Here is a 20993-nt window from a genome sequence, read left to right as displayed (position 1 = left end):
ACCCGCAGGTCGACTGTAGCCAGCACCCTGAAGCCTCTTCAGACTTCCTCTGACAGACAGCGCTGTGATGCCCCGCCCGCTCCGCCTGATCCTGCTGGCGGGAGCTCTCCTGGGAGCCGGCCTGGTGGGCTGGCTCACGGCCGCATCATTCGCTCCGCAGACCGCAGCCCGCGGCAGCCGTCTGGTGGTGGACCGGCAGGTCAGCGATCTGATGCAGAAGCTCGGGGATGAGCAACTCGATGACGAGGGTCAGCGCCAGCTTCTGGAGAGACTTCTGGCCCTGGGCCGACTTCAGGAGGCGCAGCAGGTGCTGCACCCACTCCTGGAGAAGGAACCGGGCTCCCTGGGACTGGCTCTGCTGATGGCGGACCTGCGTCGGCTGAACGGCGACAGCCGTGGAGCCCGAACGGACCTCGATCAACTGCTGCGGCTGCACCCCGATCATCCGGAAGTGCTGAAACTGCGCGTTCTCGTGGAGATCCAGGACGGACGCACGACCCAGGCGCTTCAGTTGCTCATACAACGCTTCCAGAACCTTGGGCCAGGGCGACGTGGGGACATGGGAATGCTCCTCGCGGACCTACAGCGGCGGAGTGGGCAGGCCAACGCCGCTGCCGGGCTTTATCAACAGCTGGCTGAGGAGTCACCGACGGATGCCCGGCCGCTTCTGGCTCTGGCCATGCTGCGCCAGGAACAGGGGAAGGCGGAGGAGGTGAGTGATCTGCTTGAGAAGGCACGCCAGAGACGAGGCAACGAGAGTGACACCGATGAGCTCATCGACACACTGGCCTCATCCTGGGGATTGAGTGCCCTGCGGATCAGGGCTGGGCGACCTGCTTCTCTTCCGCAGGCTGCAGTTCCAGCGCCTTGAGCGCGGCATCGATGGCGTCGGCAGGAGGTGTGGCGTCGTCGAGAGAACCTGCCTGTCGGATGCGGTTGATCAGATCCATGGGGTTGGTGGCATCGAGGATCGAACCGCTTTCGGAACCCTGAGCGCCGTTTCCGTAGATCTCACGCTCCTCCCTGTTCTGGTACTGGGTTTCCACTTGGGCCTGAACCGCAGGAACCTGGGCGAGCAACACCAGAGCGACGGAAGTGAACCGGAGGATCATCCCTGCAGATAACGATCGTTGAATGCTAAGCGTCTCGACCAGACGCCACAGCGCCGTGCAGATCGCCTCCTGGAATGTCAATTCCGTGCGCACCCGGCTTGCCCAGGTGCTGAGCTGGCTGGAGACCAACCAGCCCGATCTGCTCTGCCTGCAGGAAACCAAGGTGGATGATCCGCAGTTTCCCCTCAAGGCCTTTGAAGCGGCGGGGTGGCGGGTGAGCATCCATGGTCAGAAGGCCTACAACGGTGTGGCCATGGTGAGTCGCGAGGCGCTTGAGGACGTCCGCTGCGGATTCATCGGCGAGCTTCCCGATGATTCAGACGCCAGAACCCTGAGCGAACAGAAGCGGGTGATCAGCGCCAGGCTTGACGGTGTCCGGGTGCTGAACCTCTATGTGCCCAACGGTTCAGGGCTCAAATCAGAGAAGTACCCCTACAAACTGAGCTGGCTGGCCTGCCTGCGTCGGTATCTGGACGCGCAGGCGGAACGCGGAGAGCCCCTGTGCATGGTGGGGGACTTCAACATCGCGATGGAGGCCCGCGATATTCATGACCCCGACCGACTGACCGGGGGGATCATGGCCAGTTCAGCCGAGCGCGAGGCACTGAAGGCCGCTCTCGGTGACCGGCTGCAGGATGTCTTCCGGGTCTTCGAACCCGACAGCGGCCACTGGAGCTGGTGGGACTACCGCACCGGGGCCTGGGACCGGGACCGCGGCTGGCGCATCGACCACATTTATCTGTGTGATGAACTGCTGGAACTGGCACGCAGCTGCGTCATCCACAAACAGGAGCGGGGCAACGAGCAGCCCAGTGATCATGCACCCGTGTCCGTCGATCTCGACTGGCCACCCGCCGATGAGGCGGATGAAGACGACCTGCTGATCTGAACGGACAGCAGGGGAATCAGAAGACCTCAACCCCGGTGGGAAGCGTCACCGATCGCTTCGCGGACTCGCCGCAGGTCCTCGGGGTCGGAAGGACCTTGCCCGGATTGGCCCGTCCGTCCGGATCGAAGGCGCTGCGCAGCAGAGCCATGGTCTGGAGATCGTCGGGCTCGAACATCCAGTCGAGGTAGCACCGCTTGTCAGCCCCGATCCCGTGCTCGCCGCTGATGCTGCCACCCACTGCCAGACATTCCTTCAGGATGGCGGCGCCCAGCTGCTTCACCCGCGACTCCGCCTCCGGCTCTCCGGCGTCGTAGAGAATGAGGGGGTGGAGGTTGCCGTCGCCGGCGTGAAAGACATTGGCGACGGGAAGTTCGTGATCCTGGCTCAGGCGTTCGATGGCGGCCAGCACGGACGGCAGGCTGCTGCGAGGAACCACGCCATCCTGGACGTAATAGGTGGGAGTGATCTTTCCCACGGCGGAGAAGGCCGACTTGCGCCCCTTCCAGAGCACCGCGCACTCCGTGGGGTCCTGAGCAAGGCGCAGGCCGCGGGCCCCGGCATGACGACACAACTGCTCAGCCCGCTCCGCTGAGGCCTGCACTTCCGCCACCTGGCCATCCAGCTCGATCAGGAGCACCGCGGCCGCATCGCGGGGGTACTCGTCGTAGCCGAAGAAATCGTCCACGGCGTTGATCGTGACGTTGTCCATGATCTCCATCCCCGCCGGAAGCAGTCCTTCCGCGGTGACGGCCCGCACCGCCTCGCCGGCAGCCTCCATCGTCTCGAAGTCCGCCAGGAGCACGTTCACGCACTCCGGCGCCCGCAGAAGACGCAGCGTGATCGCCGTCGCGATCCCGAGGGTGCCCTCGCTGCCGATGAATGCCCCTCTCAGATCCAGCTCAGCTGATTCCGCCAGTCCATTGCCGAGCTGCGTCACCGTTCCATCGGGAAGCACCACCTCCAGAGAGAGGACGTGGTTGCTGGTGACCCCGTACTTCAGGCAGTTGACGCCTCCGGAATTCTCCGCGACGTTGCCACCGATGCTGCAGACCACCTGACTGGACGGATCGGGCGCGTAGTAGAACCCATCCCCCGCAACCGCACGGGTCACCCAGCTGTTGATCACGCCGGGTTGAACGGTGATGCGCTGGTTCTCCAGATCGAGATCAAGAATCCTGCGCATGCGGCTGGTCACCACCAGCAGGGCCTGCTGATCGACCAGAGCGCCTCCTGAGAGACCGGTTCCACTGCCGCGGGCCACGAAAGGGACCTGGTGATCCCGGCACAACCGCAGCACGTGAGACACCTGTTCGGTGGTCTCCGGGAGCACTGCCAGGGGGGGCCGATGGCGTTCAAGTGTCAAACCGTCACAGTCGTAGCTGAGCAGGTCCTGACGCTTTGCCAACACGGCTCGCGACGGCAGATGACGGCGGAGATCCCTCTCCAGCGCTGTCCAGTCGTGGGGCACACCTCAACCTGCGCTTGGCTCAAGCTAAACAGCTTCCGGGTGCCGCGGCCGCGATCAAGACACACTCCAGACGCATCCGGACGTTCCTGGGTCAGGATGTTGCACGGTTTGCATCAGCCTTTTGGCGTCGGTTCCCGTGACAACTTCCCTGTTGAACACCAGCCGCTCCCAGGCCATCTTCGGCGAAGCCCAGGGCCTGATGCCCGGTGGAGTCAGCTCGCCGGTGCGTGCGTTCAAGTCCGTGGGCGGACAGCCGATCGTGTTCGATCGCGTCAAGGGCCCCTATGCGTGGGACGTGGATGGCAACAAGTACATCGACTACATCGGCAGCTGGGGACCGGCGATCTGCGGGCATGCCCACCCCGAGGTGATCAGTGCCCTGCAGGAAGCGATCGAGAAGGGAACCAGCTTCGGGGCTCCCTGCGCCCTGGAAAACACCCTCGCCGAGATGGTGATCGACGCCGTCCCCAGCGTGGAGATGGTCCGCTTCGTGAACAGCGGCACCGAAGCCTGCATGGCGGTGCTCCGCCTGATGCGGGCCTTTACAGGCCGGGACAAGGTGATCAAGTTCGAAGGGTGCTACCACGGCCACGCGGACATGTTCCTGGTGAAAGCGGGCTCGGGGGTGGCGACCCTCGGACTGCCGGATTCCCCCGGGGTGCCGCGCAGCACCACGGCCAACACCCTCACTGCCCCTTACAACGATCTGGAGGCGGTCAAACAGCTGTTCGCCGAGAACCCTGACGCCATCTCCGGAGTAATCCTCGAGCCGATCGTCGGCAACGCCGGATTCATCCAGCCGGAGCCAGGCTTCCTGGAAGGACTGCGGGAGCTCACCAAGGAGCATGGCGCCCTGTTGGTGTTCGACGAGGTCATGACCGGGTTCCGGATCAGCTATGGAGGAGCGCAGGCCCACTTCGGCGTCACGCCGGACCTCACCACCATGGGCAAGGTGATCGGCGGCGGCCTTCCCGTCGGTGCCTACGGAGGCCGGGCCGACATCATGGCGATGGTCGCTCCGGCCGGGCCGATGTATCAGGCCGGCACGCTGAGCGGAAATCCTCTGGCGATGACCGCGGGCATCAAGACCCTCGAACTGCTGCGCCAGCCAGGCACCTATGAGAAGCTCGCGGCCACCACGGAGACCCTGATCAACGGCATCAAAGCCGCCGCCGCCGAGGCAGGGCTGCCGATCACTGGCGGAAGCGTCAGCGCCATGTTCGGATTCTTCCTCTGTGAAGGCCCTGTCCGCAATTTCGAGGAAGCCAAGGCCACCGACTCCGAACGATTCGGCAGGCTGCATCGCGCCATGCTCGAGCGCGGGGTCTATCTGGCACCCAGCGCCTTTGAAGCGGGCTTCACATCCCTGGCCCACTCCGACGCAGACATCGACGCAACCCTGAATGCATTCCGCGAGAGCTTCGCGGCTGTTGCCTGACCGCTTCCGATGCTTCTGGCGGCGACTCCTGCGATTCCCCCGCTTGTCTGCACCATCGAGGCCGTCCAGAGCCGATGGTCGCCCGGACCCATCCCAGGGATGCGTGTGGTGCAGGGCCAGACCTTTGAGGTGCATCGGGAGGGAGCTGTTCACGTTTCACCCCGCTACGTGATTGACAGCAGGCTCTCTGTGCTGGCCGACGACCTGCTCGCACCGGATGGGGTCGTTGCAGAGGACGGAACCGTCAGCTACCGCTGGTCATTCCAGGCCCTGATCGGCCCTGTCGCCACCGCCGTCAACCAGCAGCCCCGTGATGCCAAAGCCGTCGTGGAAGGCGATCTGAGCATCGGGTCGGATCTGCGGTTCAGCCTCCGCAACAGATCCACGCTGGTGGCGATCGGCCAGCACACACCCTTCACCCGTCTGGATGAAACAGCATCAGGTCGCTGCCTTGACCGATCCTGAACAGCTGCTGATCCGCGCCCGCTCTGCAGCACAGCGGGCCCATTGCCCGTACTCCAATTTCCGGGTGGGTGCGGCGGTTCTCTGTGCTGACGGCAGCGTCGTCGATGGCTGCAACGTGGAGAACGCCAGCTACGGGTTGAGCATCTGCGCCGAACGGGTGGCTCTGACGAGCGCTCTTGCCCAGGGGAAGCGGCCCACATCCCTTGCTGTGAGCTGCATCGATGCCAGCGACGAAACGGATGATCAGGCGGACACCGCAGCCCTGCGCATGCCCTGCGGAGCCTGTCGGCAGGTGATGCTGGAACTGCTGCCCAGCGATGCCGAGATCCACATCGACGGCGTCGGAAGCCGCCGCCTTGCAGCGTTGATCCCTCAGGGATTCCGTCTCAGCTGACAGCGACCGTTGAAAGAGATCCGTCGTTTCGGGCCCAGCGTGCAAGGGCTTTGGAGGGATCGCCGATGGACATCAGGCTCTCGTGAACATGGGTCTGCCAGTCCTGCTCCGGCAGCCCGGCGAACAGCATCAGATTGAGAGGGTACTGCTCGGAGTCCGTGCAGCGGCGGAAGTCGTCGCGGAACAGAAAGATGGGCTTGCCGAGAGCGATTGCGACGCCCAGTTCCACCATCACCCCCTCATCGGGAGGCGTTCCGTTCACGATGGCGAACAGCGCATCGGCATCCCGCACGTCCTGAACATCACGCTGGGCCACGCGATAGGCCCAGCCGGGTTCCGCCAGATCCACCTGACCGTTGCGGGCGAAGGGCTCCCAGACCTCCAGCCCAAGGGCTTCAAGCGCCTGGATGAATTCCGGCAACAGCAGTCTCTTCCACTGTTCGGAGAATCCATACGGCGAGGCGAGGTAGATGGTCTTTGCCGCCATCACACCAGTCCACGAGCCTGCCGGTAGGCCTGTTCGTCCACTCCGGCACGCTCGGCGTTCTCCCAAGGGAACACCAGCCAGTCATCGCGATCCGTGACTTCCACCGCCTCCCACCACTGCGGTGGCTGCTTGCTGACCCAGACCGCGAAGCCTGCATCGGGCAGCTCCTGCCGCATCGCCGCCAGGGTCTTCCCCGTCTCATAGACCTCATCCACTACCAGACATGCCGCATCCGGGGTGGACAGCATCGGGAGTTCCAGCGCGTGACTGAGGGCGACCGCAAGACACAGTCCACCCCGTGGAATCCCATGCACACCGGTGAAAGGGTGTCCCTGAAAACGCTTGCTCAGAACGAGCACAGCCTGATCAAACTCATTCCAGGTGAGCCGCCTCATGGCCGGAGCATGGCACAAGTCAATCTGAGATCAAGACGGCGAGCCGTCCTGCTGTTGGTGGGAACGTTTCTGATCATCCCCACCGTCAAAGCAGGGCCAACGCTGGGCCCGGACACGTGGCAGGACTTCATGGCCATGGCTGCTGTTCTGGAGCAGCAGGGGAACCAAAGGGATGCCTGCCGAACCGCCATGACCATCGGCAGGAGCCTTGATGAGCATGAGGAAACCAAGCTGGAGCTGGCCTGGATGCCATCCGTCGGCCGTCACTGCGGTGCGATGCCGGCCGTTGAGACCCCGTCGAGGTGATCGGGATCAGCGGTAGTTCTCGAACTGCAGAGGGACATCCAGTTCATCCTCTTTGCTCTTCACCAGCTGGATCGCCACCTGGAGGTCGTCCTTGCTCTTGCCGGTGATGCGAACGCTTTCCCCCTGAATCGCCACAGTGACCTTCTTCAGCTCATCGCGCACGATCTTGCTCAGCTTCTTGGCGATCTCCTGGCTGAGTCCCTTGCGAAGCTTCACCACCTGCTTGACCCGATTGCCACCGACGCTCTCCGGGTCCTGAAAGTCGAAGATCTTCAGCGAAAGATTGCGCTTGGTCGCCTTGGCGCGAAGCACGTCCTCCACCGCCTGAAGCGTCATATCACTGGCGGTGGTGATCACCAGTTCGGTCTCCTCCAGGTCGATCTCGGTCTTGGAATCCTTGAGGTCGTAGCGGGTTCCCACATCCCGACGCACCTGATCAAGGGTGTTCACCAGCTCCTGCCGGTCGAAATCGGACACCACATCAAAGGAGTAGGTGCTGGCCATGGCTCGCGTTTGCTCGACTCTTCAGCTTAGAAACCCTCCTGTTACGGGACCGCTCCCCATGTCGCTGCTGCAGTTGTTCACCGCCACGGATGCCGCGCCCTACGCCTGGTCCCTGGTGCTCGCAGGAGGGACGGTGCTGGCCAGCCTGATTCCCCTGGGCGCTGCCCGCTCAGCTGCCAACTTCGAGATCCAGGACATGGCGGCTCCCCGCGCCATGTTCGAACGCTTCCCGGACTGGGGGAAGCGGGCCAGCTGGGCTCATCAGAACAGCTTTGAAGCGTTCACCCTGCATGCGCCGGCTGCACTGCTGGCTCTGATCGGCTCCCTCCAGAGCGGAGCGCTTCCCGCTGCTGCCATCGTTGCCGCATTCGCCCACCCAGCGCTTCGGGTGGCCTACATCGCTGCTTATGTCGGCAATGTTCCGCCCCTGCGTGGACTCTGCTGGGCCAGCGGACTCATCTGCAGCGGGCTTCTCTACAGCGAGGGACTGAAAGCACTGATCAGCAACTGATCAGTCGAAATAAAGCAGACTCACCACCTTGCCCATGTCCTCGGCGGTGCGACAGCTGGCAAGAAGGGTTTCACTGTCGTGAAAGGCCAGACAGATCAGCTGATCGCAGCGATTGATGATCTCCTGATTGCAGAGGCTGCTGGCCATCGGCAACGGCAGATCATCCTGCTCGGGCTTCTCGACCAAGTGCAGCACCCGATCCAGCAGATCACGGATTTCGACCGGCTGACGATCCAGGCTCTGGGGAAGCAGAACCGTGAGCTGGGACGGTTCGATCTCCAGAACGCCACGGATGACGGCCGCATTGACCCCCTGCGAGCCAGACGTGATCAGCGAATGCCCCTCCTGAACGAGGGAGCGCGCCACAAGCTCGATCAGATGGATGGCAACCACCGGAACATGGCGGCTGCCGAGCACAGCGATGCGGCGCTTTCCCTTGTCCTGCAGCAGCGCCAGCTCCTGAGCCAGGGTGTCCACCCGATCAAGAGAAGGAAGATCTAGAGACTGACCCAAGGACATCCCACTGGTCCTCATCGGAAACTAGCAACGTTCAAACCGTTGCTGCCTGCAGGTTCAGTGCTGCGAACAGACGATCCAGGCGGCAGTGCTCCTCGACGAGCCGGAAGGCATAGGTGGCTTTCACCGCTTCATGCAGCCGCACATGGCCGAAGGCCTGCTCGATCACCTCGACCGTCGCCAGCGTGTCGTGCTCAACCTTCAGCAGCGGAACATCCAGTTCTTCTGCCCGGCTGATCAGCTGTGGCAACGGTTCTCCAGCACCGGTGAGAATCAGACACTGGGTCGAGGCCTCGAGAGCCGCCAGCTGGATATCCGTGCGGTCAGCCCCGGTCACCACCGCCATGTTGCGGCGCCTCCGGAAGAACTCCATGGCGGAATTCACATTCATCGCGCCGATGCTCAGCGTCTCCACCAGCAGCTCCTGACGATCGGCGCAGCAGATCACCCGCGCCTCCAGACGTCGCACCAGTTCTCCGACGGTGACGCTGCGCAGCAGCGGCGAGCGGGGCATGACTCCAAAAACCACCAGGCCAAGATTCGCCAGAGCCGGCACCACCTGCCGCTCGAGGCTTTCCACCTCATCAGGGGTGACGGCGTTGAGCACAACTCCCACCAGGCGGTCGCCGAGGATCTGTTTCGCCGCCAGCAAGGGCTCCACGCTGCGGCTGTCCTGCCAGAGATGCACCAGCACCACCTTGGCTTCGAGACCCTCGGCCAGCTGCGGCAGGCTCAGTCCGTAGAGCAGACCTTCCTGCAGGGACCCGGCGCACTCCAGCAGGGTCAGGCCTGGATCGCTCGCGACCTGTTGACGCAGTTGGTCGAATCCTTCGCCAGGGTCCAGCTGACCCTGACCGAGACGGAGGGTGGCCGTCGTCGGTGACAGCAGATGGAGCGAGGAGATCAGTCGATCGGAGGACAGCCCCAGGGTGTCGCCGACGAAACGCACGTCATCGTCGATCAGGGGCTGAGGCAGAGGTCCCTTGTCAGGGTCCCAGTCGAGGCTGGTGGCCAGGGGCTTGCCAAAACGGATCGGAAGTCCGGACTGAATCAGCTGCTGGGCGATGCCCAACACCAGGGCCGATTTGCCGCTGAAGGGTTCACAGGATCCGATCAACAGAGTCGTTCCCATGAACTGATGCCGATCCGCCTTCCGCATCGAATCTAGGCGTCAGCTGCGGAAGGATCAGCACCCGTCAGCAACCATCTCCAGAAGCTGTCGGGCAGATCCGAGCCTGCCCCCCCGGAATCGGAACGATCCATCAGCCAGTCCACGAGCTGATGGGTGAGCAGCTCGAAGCGGTACGTGATGTCGGGCTGATCGGGGAACGCCAGTTCACAGTGCGCGATCTCCAGCGGCGCATGCACGGCGCTCCAGCTCAACCGGAAGCGATGACCACGCCCCCCGTGAACGGGACGAAGGCCGTCCAGACGGCGACCCGCCAGCACCTGAAGGGCCTCCTGCAAGTCCTGTTCCCTGGAGAGGCCTCCGCAGTAAGGAGCAAACAGTGCCAGCAGGGCGGCATCAGACAATCGCGGCGCCATCTGCGTACTGATGAGCCAAGGATGCCCCAAGCTGATGCCATGGCCCAGACCCTGCGATCCGAGACGCGCTGGAGCGGACGCCGCATCGGCATCACCGGGGCCCGAGGCAGGCTTGGACAAGCTCTGGGGCTGGAACTCCAGGCCCGTGGGGCCCATGTGGTCGGCCTCACCCACAGTCCTGAGCGCTCATCCTCCGCATCAGCTCCTGACTTCGAGTGGGTGGTGTGGCGGTGCGGGGAGGAGAAGGCACTCGATGACTGCCTGGCTGCACTGGACATCCTTGTCATCAATCACGGCGTCAATCCGCAGGGCGCACAGGACCCGGAGACCTTGAACCGGGCGATCGAGGTCAATGCCCTCAGTGCCTGGAGACTGATGCAGCGGTTCGAAGCCTGCGCGAAGGCATCGGCAGGGGGGAACCGCCGCGAAGTGTGGGTGAACACCTCGGAGGCTGAAATCCAGCCGGCGGTGAGCCCCGCCTATGAGCTGAGCAAGCGCCTGATCGGTCAGCTGGTGACCCTGCGCGGCGCCAATCTCGACCCGAACCTGCGGGAGCATCTGGTGATCCGCAAGCTGGTGCTAGGTCCGTTCCGATCGGAGCTGAACCCGATCGGCGTGATGTCAGCGGAGTTCGTGGCGCGCCAGATGCTGATGCAGGTCGGCCTCGGTCTACGGCTGGTGATCGTCACACCGAACCCGTTGACCTATGTGCTGATGCCGCTGACGGAACTCGGGCGATGGTTGTACTGCCGTTCGCTCAGTCGCCACGGTCCGTGAGGATCTCGCAGCCATCACTGGTCACGAGGACCGTGTGCTCCCACTGGGCGGAAAGCGACCCGTCACGGGTGACCACGGTCCAGCGGTCCCGGAGCGTGCGGCAGACCTTGCTGCCCGCGTTGAGGATCGGCTCGACCGCGAGGGTCATGCCAGGCCGCAGGGTGAGGTTCGGCAGTTCATCGGTGCGGAAATTGAACACCGAAGGCTCTTCATGCAGATTCCTGCCGACCCCGTGGCCGGTGTAGTCCTCCACCACGCTGAAACCGTTGGCCCGCACGTGGTCTTCGACGGCACCTGCGATATCGAGGAGGGTGTTGCCGGCCTTGATCTGGCCGAGACCGGCCATCAGAGACTCCCGCGCGACGCGACTGAGGGTCTGAGCCTCGGGAGAGGCATCCCCGACGCAGATCGTGACGCAGCTGTCGCCGTGATAACCCTCGAAATAAGCACCCGTGTCGACCTTCAGCAGATCACCCTTGTGAATCACCCTCTTGGGGCTGGGGATGCCATGCACCACTTCGTTGTTGATGCTGGCGCAGATGCTTGCGGGGAACCCGTGGTAGCCCTTGAAGCTGGGGGTGGCTCCCATCTCGCGGATGCGGCGTTCGGCGAAGGCGTCGAGATCGCCAGTGGTCTGGCCGGGTTCCACCATTGCCATCACTTCGCGGAGCACGGTGGCCACGATGTTGCTGGCCTGGCGCATGATCTTCACTTCACGGGCCGATTTGATCTCCACACCCCGGCGTTTCTGGATGCGTGGACCGGTGGCGGTGGCACGGGAGGTCTGCGTGGTGCTGAGCAATTCGGCGAACAGGTTCATCACCCAACTCCATATCCGTCACGCTATCAACAGCGAATGAAGCGGTGACAGTCATGAGCCTGCTTGTGCGCGTGCGCGAACTGCATCGGCGCATCGCCCCCCTTGTGGTGCTGCCCCTGCTGATCACCGTGTGCTCCGGGGTCAGCTATCGACTGGCCCGGGACTGGTTCGGCGCCAGCCGCGACCAGGTGCACTGGCTGATGGCTCTGCATGAAGGTGAATGGCTCGGGGCGACGCTGGAGCCGGTGGTGGTCCTCCTCAACGCCATCGGTCTGCTCTGGATGCTGGTCACCGGAGCAGGAATGCTGATCGGGCAATGGCGCCGGAAGGTACACTGATGGTTTGGCGATTCAACGCGGAGCTGGGATGGCAGCCGATCCGAAGGACACGACGGTGGCGGACGAGAGCACGGAGACCTCGGGAGAGGCGGTGACCACCGAGGCGCCGGCGGAAGCCAGTGCGGCACCAGCCCGCAGACTCAGCCCGGAAGAGCTGATCCGGGGTTTCGAGGCAGACCAGCTGAAGGCGGAACTTCCCGACATCTACGTGGGTGACACGGTGCGGGTGGGCGTGCGCATCAGCGAGGGCAACAAGGAGCGGGTGCAGCCCTACGAAGGGGTGGTGATCTCCAAGCGCCATGGCGGCATGAATGAAACGATCACCGTGCGCAGGATCTTCCAGGGCATCGGTGTGGAAAGGGTCTTCATGCTGCACAGCCCCCAGGTGGCCTCGATCAAAGTTGAGCGGCGCGGTAAAGTACGCAGGGCGAAGCTTTTCTATCTGCGGGAACGGGTGGGCAAGGCCACCCGCGTGAAGCAGCGCTTCGATCGCTGAGGTTTCGACCTCGTTCAATCCAGTCGCCATCACATTGATGATGGTCAGGGGGTTCATCGCCTTGCGCCGTTAGTTCAGTTGGTAGAACGCAGGTCTCCAAAACCTGATGTCGGGGGTTCGAGTCCTCCACGGCGCGTCCGATGACCCCCAGTGCAGTTTCCCGGTTCTGAGCATGGAGTTGGATCTTCAACCAGGTGATGTTGTGAAGGTGCTCGAGTCAGCCGCCCTCGGCTGGGTCCGTGCCCGCGTCATCCGCGTCAAGTCAGGTGGTCGTGTGGTCGTGCAAAGCGACCAGGGTCGGGAATTCACGGCCCGTGGAAACCAGGTGCGCCTCATCGAGCCCGCTGGATTCAGGCCCTGAGGTCTGCTCGACAACGTTTACACCCATGATCCCGATGGCCGTGCCATCGGGATTTTTCTGTTGCAACGGCGTCGACATGGCTTCGCTGACACACTCCGTTCGCGTGCTGAAACGTGTTGACGGAGGGCATGCCGACAGTCGATACTGCTGATGTCGCGCAGGCGACACAGTTCAGGTTTCGCCGGGCGAGCTCCGGTTCCGAGGCCGATCTGGGACCGTAGTTCAACCGGTTAGAGCACCGCCCTGTCACGGCGGAAGTTGCGGGTTCGAATCCCGTCGGTCCCGTTCTCACCATCCTGTGTCGCCATGGTGCGCGTTCGTCTGGCCCCCAGCCCCACGGGCACGCTTCACATCGGCACGGCAAGAACTGCGGTTTTCAACTGGCTTTTTGCCAGAAATCAGAAGGGCAGCTTCCTGCTTCGCATCGAGGACACCGACAAGGAGCGCTCCAAACCCGAATTCACCCAGAACATTCTCGAAGGCCTCCAGTGGCTTGGCATCGACTGGGACGAGGAGCCCGTGATCCAAAGCGAACGGGTGGAGCAGCATCGCGACGCCATCCGGATCCTGCTCGAGCAGGGGCTCGCCTATCGCTGTTACGCCAGCGAGCAGGAGCTGGAGGCCATGCGGGACGCCCAGAAGGCCGCCAACCAAGCGCCGCGGTATGACAATCGTCACCGGCACCTCACGCCGGAACAGGAAAAGGCCTTCCAACTTGAGGGTCGGGAAGCCGTCATCCGCTTTCGCATTGATGACTCCGCGGAGATCCGCTGGACGGATCTGGTGCGAGGACCGATGAGCTGGCGCGGAGCCGACCTCGGCGGCGACATGGTGATCGCCCGCAGAGCTGCTGCGGATCAGATCGGCGACCCTCTCTACAACCTTGTCGTGGTTGTCGATGACGCCGCCATGGCCATCACCCATGTGATCCGTGGTGAAGACCACATCGCCAACACCGCCAAACAGCTGCTGCTCTATCAGGCTCTGGGACTGGCAGTTCCGGCCTTCGCCCACGCGCCGCTGATCCTCAACGCGGAGGGCCGGAAGCTGTCCAAGCGGGACGGCGTGACATCGATCAACGACTTCCGCGCGATGGGCTACACCCCTGAAGCGATCGCCAACTACATGACCCTGCTGGGCTGGTCCGTGCCCGAAGGGATGGAGGAACGCTTCACCCTGCCGGAGGCTGCTGAAGTGTTCAGCTTCGAGCGGGTCAACAAGGCGGGCGCGCGCTTTGACTGGGACAAGCTCAACTGGCTCAATGCCCAGGTGCTGCATGGCCTGAGCAGCGAACTGCTGCTCAGCTGCCTCAGGCCTCTCTGGGAGCAGCGCGGGTGGCAGCTGCCCGCATCAGCCGACTGGGGGCTTGACCTCTGCACCCTGCTGGGACCTTCGCTGACCCTGATCGAGGACGGTGTCGATCAGGCCCGCCCCTTCTTCGAACGCCCTGACCTGGAGGCTGATGCGGAGAAACAGCTGGAGGTGGAGGGGGCCGCAGCGGCGATCAAGGCCCTGGCGGACGCTTTGCACGCCTCCTCCTGGAACGGGGATGACCCGGCCCGGGGGCAGATCCTGCTCGGAGACGCCGCCAAGGCCGCAGGCGTGAAGAAGGGCGTGATCATGAAATCCCTGCGTGCCGCGCTGCTCGGTCGTCTGCAGGGGCCTGATCTGCTCACGACCTGGTCGCTACTGGCCAGGATCGGCGAGGACCTGCCCAGACTTGAACGCTGTCTCAGCTGAGACCACGGGTTCATCCGGCTCCGGCTCGATCAGTCCAAGGGCCCGGGCAAGCGGCTGGGCCGTCAAGCCCTGCAGACCCACCGTCATCAGGATGGTCAGGAACACAAGGCCCTGAAGTCGGCCAGCCCCAAGGATCCCGGCCTGTTCCAGGCGGATCGAGAACAGGGAGGCCACCGACGCGGTGACGATGCCCCGTGGTGCAAGCCAGCCCAGGAAGAATCTCTGACGACCGTTCAGAGGGAGTCCGGCAGTGGCCACCCCCACGGAGATCGGACGCACCACCAGCATCAGGGCCAGGACACAGCTGATTCCCCCCCAGCCGAGAGGACTCAACTCCGCCCAGGAGACGTCTGCGGCCAGCAAGGGAAACAGCATCGTGATCGCCAGCTGGGCCAGCTCCTGGATCAGAACATCCAGATCCGCAGTGTTCGTGGCTGGCCGTCGGCCCACGACGATGCCTGCAGCGACGGAGGCCGGCAGAGCGGATTCCGGCAGCAACCATTCACTGACGCCATACATCAGAAACAGCATCCCCAGCGTGAGCTGCAACGGCAGACCGGACGCCTGATCGGGTTTCAGCCGGCGCAGCATCTCCGAGAGCAGCCAGCCGACACCGGCACCGATCAGCACCCCGCCGCCGAGGCGCAGCAGCAGACCGACCACCAGCTCCCGCCAGCCGTGCAGATCCCCCAGCACCAGCTCCAGCAGCAGCAGCGCCAGCACCGCTCCGATCGGCTCCAGGACGAGACCCTCTGCCTCGAGAATGTCCCCGAGCGGTGAGGCCAGACGCATCTGACGCACCAGAGGCGTCACCACCGTCGGCCCTGTGGCCAGAACGATGGCACTGAACACGGCAGCCACTGACCAGTTCAATCCGGCCAGCCAGTGGGCTGCCATGAGCCCCGCTCCCAGAGAGATCAGCAGGCGCAGAACAGCGATCCGCTGCACCGTGGTCTTGATCGTCTCGCCAGGGAAACGCAGGTTGAGTCCACCATCGAAGAGCACCAGGCTCACCAGCAAGCCCACCACGGTCCCCAGACCGGAACCCAGATCCAGCGGCTCCACCAGTCCGAGGCCGGAACGTCCGATCAGCAGTCCGGAGAGCAGAAGCAGCACCACTCCAGGAAGTTTGGACACAGCCGCCAGCAGCCTTGCCCCGGCTCCGGCGAAGACGGTCACTCCCCAGAGCAGCCCAAGCCGTTCAGGCGTCATCGACCGAGGAGAACTGAGGTTCAACACGGACGCCGATCACTGCTTCCGGACGAACCACCAGATACTCGCCCTCCAGATCACTGATGGGAACGTTGACGAAACCGGCCTGACCACTCGCGTTCACGATGCCCTGATACCACTCCTGAAAGGTCTCGAGTTTGGGGAAGTGGACCCGTTCGGTCTGCCCGCCGACCAGGTGGAGATGCACGGCGTAGCGGCGGGGTTTGCGGGGCATCAGCGAGGTCGTCGGACCGCGGAGGTGGTCTCAGGATGACGGATGATCTGGGCCTCTGCCCAAGCGAACGGCTTGAGCACAGCCTGAGACGGTGAATAGAGGGGATGGCGGGGATGACCGCCCCGGGTCAGAGCGATGGTCAACGGGCCCGACGCCGTCGGATGACATCGCTGCCGTTCCGCCATGCAGGGCAGCAACAGGGAACACAGGGCCTGATCCCGGTGCTGCCAACATCCACCGGCCCCCCAACCGCACCAAAGATCCCATTCAGGCCGCTGCGTCCAGCCTGAACACCACTGCTCCAGCACGGCATCATTCCTGGCCCCGACAGGATCCTGGACGCGGCGCAGAGCCGCCGGGGATGGAGAGATCCGAGCGAAAAGGTTGAGCACCAGAAGCTCCCGGTAGCCCCACCCCCGGGCGAAACCGATCAGTCGCCGCAGGGTGGGGTCATCGCGGCGGCCATCTGCCCGCGAGGGATTCAGGCCGATGAACAGCAACAGGCCATCCCCCTGCTCCCAGCGCCTGCGAAGCCACCATCTGTAGTGACCGTCGTCGCTGATGAACGCCTCAGACGCCGAGGTGCTCGCGGCAGAGAGACAGGATTTTGACGCTGGCCTGGCCGTCCCCGAAGGGATTGACCGCCCGCGACATCGCTCCGTAGGCATCGGCATCGTCAAGGAGACGGGAGGCCTCTTCCAGGATGGCGGAGGGCTCGGTTCCAACCAAGCGGGCCGTACCCGCTTCCACAGCCTCGGGGCGTTCCGTGGTCCGGCGCAGCACCAGAACCGGCTTACCAAGAGCAGGTGCTTCCTCCTGTAGGCCTCCGGAGTCAGTGAGCAGCAGCGTGCAGCCCCTCATGGCCGCCACCAGTCGGTCGTAATCCAACGGCTCGGTCAGCACCACGCGGGGATGATCCCCGAGCATCTCCCGCAGTGGTTCCCGCACGGTCGGATTGCGATGAAGCGGTAGCAGCAGGGCGGTGTCGGGATGGCGATCAAGCACCTGAAGCATCCCGCTGGCGATGTCCCTGAGGCGATCGCCCCAGTTCTCCCGTCGATGAACCGTGGCGAGGATCACGCGCTGGGTCTGCCAGTCGAGCCCGTCGAAACAGACATCGGGGGCCGATTCCGCCATCAGCAGCAGTGCATCGATGACCGTGTTCCCGGTGACACTGACGCGCCCCACGACACCCGAGGCCTGCAGATTCAGCTCAGCCTTGGGCGTCGGGGCGAAATGCAGGCTGGCGATCTGGGAGATCAGTCGACGGTTCGCCTCCTCCGGGAACGGGTCGAGCAGGTTGTCGGTGCGCAGGCCGGCTTCCACGTGACCGACAGGGATCTGCTCGTAGAAGGCCGCCAGTCCGGCAGCGAAGGCCGTCGTTGTATCCCCCTGCACCAGCACCAACTGAGGCGGGTAGGCCTGGAAGTCATCCCGCAGGCCGTTCAAGGCAGCACAGGTCACATGGGTGAGCGTCTGACGGGGGGTCATCAGATCCAGATCACGATCTGCCTTGAGACCGAACAGATCCATCACCTGCGTCACCATCTCGCGATGCTGACCGGTGAGCACAACCCGGGTTCGCAGAGCCTCGCAGGCCTGAAATGTGCGGATCACGGGTGCCAGCTTGATCGCCTCCGGGCGGGTGCCCAGAACGATCGTGACCCGAGGCTGATCAGCCATGACGGTCGACGGTTCGTGCGGATCTTACGGGCGTTTGTCGGCATCCTTGAGACACCGGAACGGTGTTGCCGTGGCTCAGCCCGTCTTTCCTCCCAGCTTCCCGCCGCGGCCTGCGGTCACCTCGAGCGCACCGGCGGCAGCCACGGACGCATCCCCCAGCCTGGAAGCGATCGTGCGAGTGGCCCATGAGGAAGGTCATTCCGATGTGCATCTCGGTGTCGGGGAATCTCCCCGGTACCGGGCTCGTGGCGAGATGCAGCAGACAGACTGGCCGGTCACCGATCAGAGCGTGTTTCAACGCTGGCTGGGGGAGATCCTCTCACCGCAGCAGATCGATGCCTTTTTCCGGGAGAAGGAATTCGACGGCTCCCATGCCTTTCCGTTCGTGAGGGTCAGGATCAACCTGCTGGATTCACTGCGGGGACCGGCGATGGTGCTGCGGCTGATCCCCCAGACGATCCTCACCATGGAGCAGCTGAACCTGCCGGCGATCCTGCAGGAGCTGGCGGGGCGTCCAAAGGGGCTGATCCTGGTGACCGGCCCCACCGGGTCCGGCAAGAGCACGACCCTGGCAGCGATGATCGACTGGATCAATCGCAACGAAACCCGTCACATCCTCACGATTGAGGACCCCGTGGAATTCGTGCACGAAAGCCGGAGATCACTGATCCGACATCGGGAGGTGGGATTGCACACCCTGAAGTTCCACAACGCCCTGCGGGCCGCGCTGAGGGAGGACCCTGACGTGATCCTGGTCGGCGAGATCCGCGACCGGGAAACGCTCTCCACGGCTCTGGAGGCTTCCCAGACCGGTCACCTGGTGTTCGGCACTCTGCACACCAATTCGGCGGTCAAGACGGTGGAACGGGTGCTGGGCATGTTCCCGCCCGAAGAGCAGGACAGCATTCGTCGGTCTCTCTCCGAGTCGTTGCTCGGGGTGATTGCCCAGGGGCTGATCCGCAGCACAGATGGCAAGCGTGCGGCCTACCACGACATCCTGATCAACACAGACGCCTGCAAGGACTACATCCAGCGGGGCGCTCTCGATGAAGTCGAAGAAATCATGGAGCGAAGCGGGTTCGACGGAATGGTGACCACCAATCAATCGCTGCAGGTTCTGGTCGAGGCAGGACGGGTGGAGGCTGAACAGGCGGTTGCCGTGAGCCTCAGGCCGAACGAACTGTCTCAGGCCCTCCGAGGGCGCAGCTGAACCATCAGGCTCAGAACAGGCGCACCAGAAGCAGCACGGCGATGCCTGCCGAGAGACCGATCATCGCGAGGCGACCGTTCCAGATCTCCGCCTGAGGTGTGAAACCTCGGCGCCAGGCGTTCAGTTCATCGGAACCGACAGGTTCCTGCGTCGCGTTGCCGGTCTGTTCCGCCATGGGGATGGAACGTTTTCGCCACCTTAAGGGGATTCTTCAGAAAGCCGGCACGTCTCCGTAGAGCTCATCGGCGCGCTGCAGTGGCCAGCGGGCCGAAACGCCGGTCTCAGGAGAACTGAACCGACGGCCCCTGGACAGACGCTCCAGCGCAGCGGCTCCGATCATCGCCGCGTTGTCGGTGCAGTAGGCCAGCGGAGCGATGGAGACCGAAACCCCGACGGCCTTTGCCCTTTCCTGCATCTTCAGGCGAAGCCGACGGTTGGCGGCAACCCCTCCGACCATCACAAGACGTTGAAGCCCGTGATCCCGGGCACAGCGCAGGCTGCGTTCCACCAGCACATCAGCGACCACGGCCTCGAAGCTGGCGGCGAGATCGGCGAGCGGCAGAGGTTCCCCCGATGCCCGAAGCGTCTCCACGCTGCGCAGCATCGCCGTCTTCAGACCGCTGAAGGAGAAGTCGTAGGGGTGAAACCCGCCTCCCGGAAGCGAAATACGACCCTTCGGCAGAGCGAAGCGGGAGGCGTCACCGTCGGTGGCCAGCTCCTGGATTGCAGGTCCTCCGGGGTATCCGAGCCCGAGCAGGCGGGCGACCTTATCGAAGGCCTCACCGGCCGCATCGTCATGGCTGCGGGCCAGACGGTCCATGGCACCAGTCTGATCGACCTGGATCAGCTCGGTGTGGCCTCCGCTGACAAGCAACACCAGATAAGGGGGACGCGGAGCCAGCTCACTCAGCTGCACGGATGCCAGATGCCCCTCGAGGTGATGGATGGCGAGAAAGGGTCGATCGTGTAGGGCCGCAAGGGTGCGGCCGGTGACGGAAGCCACCATCAGCGCTCCGGCCAGGCCGGGCGTGACCGTCGCGGCCACCGCATCGAGCTGAGCGAAGCCGATCCCGCTGTCGGAGACAACGGCTTCAATCAGCTGCGGCAAAGCTTCCACGTGGCGGCGCGATGCAATCTCAGGGACGACACCACCCCATTGCGCGTGCTCCTCGACCTGGGAGGCGATCCGAGAGGAACGGACCTCCACAAAGCCGTTCTCGCTCCGCGTGACGATCGCCGCGGCCGACTCGTCACAACTTGTTTCGAGGGCCAGCACCGAGGTCATGGTGGTCAGGGCCCTCCCCTACTGTCCGCAAGTGACATCCTGCCCTTTCTGGGCACCGTTCAGAGGAATCGTTCCGATGCGTCGTCTCTTCGCCGTCGTGCTCTCAGCACTCCTGGTGTTTGGCTTCGCCCCCGTCGCCAAGGCGGATGTGGCTGGCCTCACTCCCTGCTCAGAAAGTGCCCGTTTTCAGCAACGAGCCGCTGCAGCCACCACAGATCAGGCCAAAGCTCGCTTCGAGATGTACAGCAAGGCATCTTGTGGTGACGATGGACTTCCCCATCTGATCGTTGATGGACGTTGGAGCCATGCCGGTGACTTCGTCTTCCCCGGCATCATGTTCCTGTATGTCGCCGGTTGCATCGGTTGGGCTGGTCGTGAGTACCTCAAAGCCACCCGAGGAAAGAATGCAGCCAACTACGAAATCTTCATCGATCGCAGCATTGCCATCAAAAGCCTCCTGGCAGCAGCCACTTGGCCAGCAGCTGCTTTTGCTGAATTCACCAGCGGCAAGCTGCTGGAAGACGACAGCAAGGTGACCGTTTCACCTCGTTGATCCAAAAGACCTCAAACACGCCTTTCCCAAGAATGAACAAATTTCTTACAGCCGCTCCAGTTGTCGCAGCCATCTGGTTCACAGCAACAGCGGGCATTCTGATCGAATGGAACCGCTTCTTCCCGGATCTTCTGTTTCACCCCTGAAGATTTCGAAAGTTTGTCATCTGCTTGGACCCTACGGGGTCCTTTTTTTGTCCAAAAATCATTCCAACACAACAAGCAAATCTCTGCTGGTTAAAGAGGAGTTTGGG

30 protein-coding genes and 2 tRNA genes are annotated in these 20993 nt (G+C 63.5%); 17 read left to right on the top strand and 15 right to left on the bottom strand.

Annotation, left to right across the window (positions count from 1 at the left end):
* The first annotated feature begins 67 nt into the window (after positions 1-67).
* Entirely contained in the window at positions 68-871 is an 804-nt protein-coding gene (locus tag SynA15127_RS03390; RefSeq protein WP_186485002.1) for a lipopolysaccharide assembly protein LapB, read from the top strand.
* Here the strand turns inward: SynA15127_RS03390 and SynA15127_RS03385 are convergent.
* A complete protein-coding gene (locus tag SynA15127_RS03385; RefSeq protein ID WP_186485001.1) occupies positions 819-1112 on the bottom strand; it encodes a hypothetical protein in 294 nt (97 codons plus the stop codon). The genes SynA15127_RS03390 and SynA15127_RS03385 overlap by 53 nt on opposite strands.
* A 55-nt stretch (positions 1113-1167) precedes the next feature.
* Here SynA15127_RS03385 and xth point away from each other — a divergent pair, with 55 nt between their 5' ends.
* Positions 1168-2001 carry an exodeoxyribonuclease III gene (xth, locus tag SynA15127_RS03380; protein ID WP_186485000.1) on the top strand — a complete coding sequence of 278 codons (834 nt, stop codon included), beginning with the start codon at positions 1168-1170 and terminating at the stop codon, positions 1999-2001.
* Positions 2002-2017: 16 nt separating this feature from the next.
* On the opposite strand, the gene SynA15127_RS03375 is transcribed toward xth, so the two are convergent.
* Positions 2018-3469 (bottom strand): FAD-linked oxidase C-terminal domain-containing protein, encoded by a 1452-nt coding sequence (locus tag SynA15127_RS03375; RefSeq protein WP_186484999.1) that lies wholly within the window; start codon positions 3467-3469, stop codon positions 2018-2020.
* Between the two features lie 136 nt (positions 3470-3605).
* Between SynA15127_RS03375 and hemL the strand changes: the two genes are divergently transcribed.
* From hemL to SynA15127_RS03360, 3 genes are read left to right on the top strand one after another with little or no spacing between them, the layout of a single operon-like run.
* Positions 3606-4907, top strand: coding sequence for a glutamate-1-semialdehyde 2,1-aminomutase (gene hemL, locus SynA15127_RS03370; RefSeq protein ID WP_255475557.1), 1302 nt, complete (start codon positions 3606-3608; stop codon positions 4905-4907).
* Between the two features lie 9 nt (positions 4908-4916).
* Complete coding sequence (locus tag SynA15127_RS03365; protein ID WP_186484998.1) at positions 4917-5372, top strand: hypothetical protein; 456 nt, start codon at positions 4917-4919, stop codon at positions 5370-5372.
* A complete protein-coding gene (locus SynA15127_RS03360; RefSeq protein ID WP_253912760.1) occupies positions 5359-5766 on the top strand; it encodes a cytidine deaminase in 408 nt (135 codons plus the stop codon). The genes SynA15127_RS03365 and SynA15127_RS03360 overlap by 14 nt, the downstream gene beginning before the upstream one ends.
* Here SynA15127_RS03360 and SynA15127_RS03355 read toward each other — a convergent pair.
* A complete protein-coding gene (locus SynA15127_RS03355) occupies positions 5759-6253 on the bottom strand; it encodes a nucleoside 2-deoxyribosyltransferase (protein WP_186484997.1) in 495 nt (164 codons plus the stop codon). The two genes, SynA15127_RS03360 and SynA15127_RS03355, sit on opposite strands and share 8 nt — an antisense overlap.
* Entirely contained in the window at positions 6253-6648 is a 396-nt protein-coding gene (locus tag SynA15127_RS03350) for a phosphoribosyltransferase (protein WP_186484996.1), read from the bottom strand. The genes SynA15127_RS03355 and SynA15127_RS03350 overlap by 1 nt, the downstream gene beginning before the upstream one ends.
* A gap of 9 nt (positions 6649-6657) precedes the next feature.
* Between SynA15127_RS03350 and SynA15127_RS03345 the strand changes: the two genes are divergently transcribed.
* A complete protein-coding gene (locus SynA15127_RS03345) occupies positions 6658-6954 on the top strand; it encodes a hypothetical protein (protein WP_186484995.1) in 297 nt (98 codons plus the stop codon).
* A gap of 6 nt (positions 6955-6960) precedes the next feature.
* Here the strand turns inward: SynA15127_RS03345 and SynA15127_RS03340 are convergent, their stop codons facing one another.
* A complete protein-coding gene (locus SynA15127_RS03340; RefSeq protein ID WP_043695511.1) occupies positions 6961-7458 on the bottom strand; it encodes a YajQ family cyclic di-GMP-binding protein in 498 nt (165 codons plus the stop codon).
* Between the two features lie 58 nt (positions 7459-7516).
* On the opposite strand from SynA15127_RS03340, the gene SynA15127_RS03335 reads away from it, so the two are divergent.
* On the top strand, positions 7517-7969 hold the full coding sequence (locus SynA15127_RS03335; RefSeq protein ID WP_186484994.1) for an MAPEG family protein: 453 nt from the start codon (positions 7517-7519) through the stop codon (positions 7967-7969).
* Here SynA15127_RS03335 and SynA15127_RS03330 read toward each other — a convergent pair whose 3' ends face one another.
* The 3 genes from SynA15127_RS03330 to ebsA are packed head-to-tail and all read right to left on the bottom strand — an operon-like array spanning position 7970 to position 10030.
* Positions 7970-8488 carry a DNA recombination-mediator protein A gene (locus SynA15127_RS03330; protein WP_186484993.1) on the bottom strand — a complete coding sequence of 173 codons (519 nt, stop codon included), beginning with the start codon at positions 8486-8488 and terminating at the stop codon, positions 7970-7972.
* A gap of 31 nt (positions 8489-8519) precedes the next feature.
* Positions 8520-9617, bottom strand: coding sequence for a phosphotransacetylase family protein (locus SynA15127_RS03325; protein ID WP_186485550.1), 1098 nt, complete (start codon positions 9615-9617; stop codon positions 8520-8522).
* A gap of 32 nt (positions 9618-9649) precedes the next feature.
* Positions 9650-10030, bottom strand: coding sequence for a type IV pilus biogenesis protein EbsA (gene ebsA, locus SynA15127_RS03320; RefSeq protein ID WP_186484992.1), 381 nt, complete (start codon positions 10028-10030; stop codon positions 9650-9652).
* A gap of 21 nt (positions 10031-10051) precedes the next feature.
* On the opposite strand from ebsA, the gene SynA15127_RS03315 reads away from it, so the two are divergent.
* On the top strand, positions 10052-10807 hold the full coding sequence (locus tag SynA15127_RS03315) for an SDR family oxidoreductase (RefSeq protein ID WP_186484991.1): 756 nt from the start codon (positions 10052-10054) through the stop codon (positions 10805-10807).
* Here SynA15127_RS03315 and map read toward each other — a convergent pair.
* Entirely contained in the window at positions 10788-11627 is an 840-nt protein-coding gene (gene map / locus SynA15127_RS03310) for a type I methionyl aminopeptidase (RefSeq protein WP_186484990.1), read from the bottom strand. The genes SynA15127_RS03315 and map overlap by 20 nt on opposite strands.
* Positions 11628-11680: 53 nt before the next feature.
* On the opposite strand from map, the gene SynA15127_RS03305 reads away from it, so the two are divergent.
* The 6 genes from SynA15127_RS03305 (at position 11681) to gltX (ending at position 14562) form a co-directional block, all read left to right on the top strand.
* Entirely contained in the window at positions 11681-11965 is a 285-nt protein-coding gene (locus tag SynA15127_RS03305) for a hypothetical protein (RefSeq protein ID WP_043695490.1), read from the top strand.
* 28 nt (positions 11966-11993) lie between these two features.
* A complete protein-coding gene (gene rplS / locus SynA15127_RS03300) occupies positions 11994-12461 on the top strand; it encodes a 50S ribosomal protein L19 (RefSeq protein WP_186485549.1) in 468 nt (155 codons plus the stop codon).
* 63 nt (positions 12462-12524) lie between these two features.
* Positions 12525-12597: transfer RNA gene (locus tag SynA15127_RS03295), tRNA-Trp, on the top strand.
* A gap of 36 nt (positions 12598-12633) precedes the next feature.
* Positions 12634-12822: a hyperconserved protein Hcp gene (locus SynA15127_RS03290; RefSeq protein ID WP_006043540.1), complete on the top strand. Its 189-nt coding sequence runs from the start codon at positions 12634-12636 to the stop codon at positions 12820-12822.
* A gap of 211 nt (positions 12823-13033) precedes the next feature.
* Positions 13034-13107 (top strand) — tRNA-Asp (locus tag SynA15127_RS03285).
* A 21-nt stretch (positions 13108-13128) separates the two neighbouring features.
* Entirely contained in the window at positions 13129-14562 is a 1434-nt protein-coding gene (gltX, locus tag SynA15127_RS03280) for a glutamate--tRNA ligase (RefSeq protein ID WP_186484989.1), read from the top strand.
* Here gltX and SynA15127_RS03275 read toward each other — a convergent pair.
* From SynA15127_RS03275 to wecB, 4 genes are read right to left on the bottom strand one after another with little or no spacing between them, the layout of a single operon-like run.
* Positions 14509-15774, bottom strand: a complete 1266-nt coding sequence (locus SynA15127_RS03275; RefSeq protein WP_186484988.1) for a sodium:proton antiporter — start codon at positions 15772-15774, stop codon at positions 14509-14511. The two genes, gltX and SynA15127_RS03275, sit on opposite strands and share 54 nt — an antisense overlap.
* Positions 15764-16009, bottom strand: a complete 246-nt coding sequence (locus SynA15127_RS03270) for a hypothetical protein (RefSeq protein ID WP_043695479.1) — start codon at positions 16007-16009, stop codon at positions 15764-15766. Before SynA15127_RS03270 ends, SynA15127_RS03275 begins: the two co-directional genes overlap by 11 nt.
* Complete coding sequence (locus SynA15127_RS03265) at positions 16009-16677, bottom strand: DUF1643 domain-containing protein (protein WP_186485548.1); 669 nt, start codon at positions 16675-16677, stop codon at positions 16009-16011. The genes SynA15127_RS03270 and SynA15127_RS03265 overlap by 1 nt, the downstream gene beginning before the upstream one ends.
* Positions 16580-17692, bottom strand: coding sequence for a non-hydrolyzing UDP-N-acetylglucosamine 2-epimerase (gene wecB / locus SynA15127_RS03260; RefSeq protein WP_186484987.1), 1113 nt, complete (start codon positions 17690-17692; stop codon positions 16580-16582). Before wecB ends, SynA15127_RS03265 begins: the two co-directional genes overlap by 98 nt.
* Positions 17693-17762: 70 nt before the next feature.
* Between wecB and SynA15127_RS03255 the strand changes: the two genes are divergently transcribed.
* On the top strand, positions 17763-18902 hold the full coding sequence (locus tag SynA15127_RS03255) for a type IV pilus twitching motility protein PilT (protein WP_255475633.1): 1140 nt from the start codon (positions 17763-17765) through the stop codon (positions 18900-18902).
* A 10-nt stretch (positions 18903-18912) separates the two neighbouring features.
* Here the strand turns inward: SynA15127_RS03255 and SynA15127_RS03250 are convergent, their stop codons facing one another.
* Together SynA15127_RS03250 and tsaD are read right to left on the bottom strand one after the other, a co-directional pair.
* Positions 18913-19077: a chlorophyll a/b-binding protein gene (locus tag SynA15127_RS03250; RefSeq protein WP_186484985.1), complete on the bottom strand. Its 165-nt coding sequence runs from the start codon at positions 19075-19077 to the stop codon at positions 18913-18915.
* Between the two features lie 36 nt (positions 19078-19113).
* On the bottom strand, positions 19114-20187 hold the full coding sequence (tsaD, locus tag SynA15127_RS03245) for a tRNA (adenosine(37)-N6)-threonylcarbamoyltransferase complex transferase subunit TsaD (RefSeq protein ID WP_186484984.1): 1074 nt from the start codon (positions 20185-20187) through the stop codon (positions 19114-19116).
* Positions 20188-20263: 76 nt separating this feature from the next.
* Between tsaD and SynA15127_RS03240 the strand changes: the two genes are divergently transcribed.
* The gene (locus tag SynA15127_RS03240) at positions 20264-20740 is read left to right on the top strand and encodes a Photosystem I reaction center subunit III (protein WP_186484983.1); all 477 of its coding nucleotides are present in this window, start codon (positions 20264-20266) and stop codon (positions 20738-20740) included.
* Positions 20741-20772: 32 nt separating this feature from the next.
* A complete protein-coding gene (psaJ, locus tag SynA15127_RS03235) occupies positions 20773-20886 on the top strand; it encodes a photosystem I reaction center subunit IX (protein ID WP_186484982.1) in 114 nt (37 codons plus the stop codon).
* Positions 20887-20993 lie beyond the last annotated feature (107 nt).

The organism is Synechococcus sp. A15-127, assembly GCF_014280215.1.
Classification (GTDB): Bacteria; Cyanobacteriota; Cyanobacteriia; order PCC-6307; family Cyanobiaceae; genus Parasynechococcus.
This window is presented reverse-complemented; position numbering and strand designations above follow the sequence as displayed.

What these genes read in the sequence shown, in the direction of transcription:
- SynA15127_RS03270 (WP_043695479.1), bottom strand. Translation starts at nt 16,009, where the DNA reads ATGCCCCGCAAACCCCGCCGCTACGCCGTGCATCTCCACCTGGTCGGC.
- SynA15127_RS03340 (WP_043695511.1), bottom strand. Translation starts at nt 7,458, where the DNA reads ATGGCCAGCACCTACTCCTTTGATGTGGTGTCCGATTTCGACCGGCAG.
- SynA15127_RS03365 (WP_186484998.1), top strand. Translation starts at nt 4,917, where the DNA reads ATGCTTCTGGCGGCGACTCCTGCGATTCCCCCGCTTGTCTGCACCATC.
- wecB (WP_186484987.1), bottom strand. Translation starts at nt 17,692, where the DNA reads ATGGCTGATCAGCCTCGGGTCACGATCGTTCTGGGCACCCGCCCGGAG.
- gltX (WP_186484989.1), top strand. Translation starts at nt 13,129, where the DNA reads ATGGTGCGCGTTCGTCTGGCCCCCAGCCCCACGGGCACGCTTCACATC.
- SynA15127_RS03305 (WP_043695490.1), top strand. Translation starts at nt 11,681, where the DNA reads ATGAGCCTGCTTGTGCGCGTGCGCGAACTGCATCGGCGCATCGCCCCC.
- SynA15127_RS03265 (WP_186485548.1), bottom strand. Translation starts at nt 16,677, where the DNA reads ATGCCTACGGAGCGATGTCGCGGGCGGTCAATCCCTTCGGGGACGGCC.
- SynA15127_RS03350 (WP_186484996.1), bottom strand. Translation starts at nt 6,648, where the DNA reads ATGAGGCGGCTCACCTGGAATGAGTTTGATCAGGCTGTGCTCGTTCTG.
- SynA15127_RS03330 (WP_186484993.1), bottom strand. Translation starts at nt 8,488, where the DNA reads ATGTCCTTGGGTCAGTCTCTAGATCTTCCTTCTCTTGATCGGGTGGAC.
- ebsA (WP_186484992.1), bottom strand. Translation starts at nt 10,030, where the DNA reads ATGGCGCCGCGATTGTCTGATGCCGCCCTGCTGGCACTGTTTGCTCCT.
- rplS (WP_186485549.1), top strand. Translation starts at nt 11,994, where the DNA reads ATGGCAGCCGATCCGAAGGACACGACGGTGGCGGACGAGAGCACGGAG.
- SynA15127_RS03355 (WP_186484997.1), bottom strand. Translation starts at nt 6,253, where the DNA reads ATGGCGGCAAAGACCATCTACCTCGCCTCGCCGTATGGATTCTCCGAA.
- SynA15127_RS03335 (WP_186484994.1), top strand. Translation starts at nt 7,517, where the DNA reads ATGTCGCTGCTGCAGTTGTTCACCGCCACGGATGCCGCGCCCTACGCC.
- SynA15127_RS03240 (WP_186484983.1), top strand. Translation starts at nt 20,264, where the DNA reads ATGCGTCGTCTCTTCGCCGTCGTGCTCTCAGCACTCCTGGTGTTTGGC.
- SynA15127_RS03250 (WP_186484985.1), bottom strand. Translation starts at nt 19,077, where the DNA reads ATGGCGGAACAGACCGGCAACGCGACGCAGGAACCTGTCGGTTCCGAT.
- psaJ (WP_186484982.1), top strand. Translation starts at nt 20,773, where the DNA reads ATGAACAAATTTCTTACAGCCGCTCCAGTTGTCGCAGCCATCTGGTTC.
- SynA15127_RS03275 (WP_186484988.1), bottom strand. Translation starts at nt 15,774, where the DNA reads ATGACGCCTGAACGGCTTGGGCTGCTCTGGGGAGTGACCGTCTTCGCC.
- SynA15127_RS03290 (WP_006043540.1), top strand. Translation starts at nt 12,634, where the DNA reads ATGGAGTTGGATCTTCAACCAGGTGATGTTGTGAAGGTGCTCGAGTCA.
- SynA15127_RS03345 (WP_186484995.1), top strand. Translation starts at nt 6,658, where the DNA reads ATGGCACAAGTCAATCTGAGATCAAGACGGCGAGCCGTCCTGCTGTTG.
- map (WP_186484990.1), bottom strand. Translation starts at nt 11,627, where the DNA reads ATGAACCTGTTCGCCGAATTGCTCAGCACCACGCAGACCTCCCGTGCC.
- SynA15127_RS03385 (WP_186485001.1), bottom strand. Translation starts at nt 1,112, where the DNA reads ATGATCCTCCGGTTCACTTCCGTCGCTCTGGTGTTGCTCGCCCAGGTT.
- SynA15127_RS03325 (WP_186485550.1), bottom strand. Translation starts at nt 9,617, where the DNA reads ATGGGAACGACTCTGTTGATCGGATCCTGTGAACCCTTCAGCGGCAAA.
- SynA15127_RS03390 (WP_186485002.1), top strand. Translation starts at nt 68, where the DNA reads ATGCCCCGCCCGCTCCGCCTGATCCTGCTGGCGGGAGCTCTCCTGGGA.
- SynA15127_RS03315 (WP_186484991.1), top strand. Translation starts at nt 10,052, where the DNA reads ATGCCCCAAGCTGATGCCATGGCCCAGACCCTGCGATCCGAGACGCGC.
- tsaD (WP_186484984.1), bottom strand. Translation starts at nt 20,187, where the DNA reads ATGACCTCGGTGCTGGCCCTCGAAACAAGTTGTGACGAGTCGGCCGCG.